The sequence below is a fragment of the Burkholderia sp. SIMBA_062 genome (assembly GCF_046534765.1).
In the GTDB taxonomy this organism is placed as follows: domain Bacteria; phylum Pseudomonadota; class Gammaproteobacteria; order Burkholderiales; family Burkholderiaceae; genus Burkholderia; species Burkholderia ambifaria.
This window is the reverse complement of record NZ_JAWRYD010000182.1, coordinates 1-300: the sequence shown is the minus strand read 5'-3', so window position 1 is coordinate 300 and position 300 is coordinate 1. Positions and strand designations below refer to the sequence as shown.

The window sequence follows — 300 nt, the reverse complement described above, 5'->3', positions numbered from 1 at the left end:
AGCGGTTCGTTCCTGTTCCTCGGCCCCACCGGTGTGGGCAAGACCGAGCTGTGCAAGGCGCTGGCCGAGTTCCTGTTCGACACCGAAGAGGCGATGGTGCGTATCGACATGTCCGAGTTCATGGAGAAACACTCCGTGGCTCGCCTGATCGGTGCACCACCAGGGTATGTAGGGTATGAAGAGGGCGGTTACCTGACCGAGGCCGTACGGCGCAAGCCATACTCGGTGGTGCTGCTGGATGAGGTGGAGAAAGCCCACCCGGATGTGTTCAACGTGCTGCTGCAGGTGCTGGAAGACGGC

The 300-nt window shown here is 61.3% G+C and carries 1 protein-coding gene; it reads left to right on the top strand.

Translation table 11 applies throughout. The annotated features are described in order from the left end of the window. Window positions 1-300: AAA family ATPase (locus SB786_RS35950; protein WP_410731537.1), on the top strand; the 300-nt coding region annotated here is incomplete at both ends.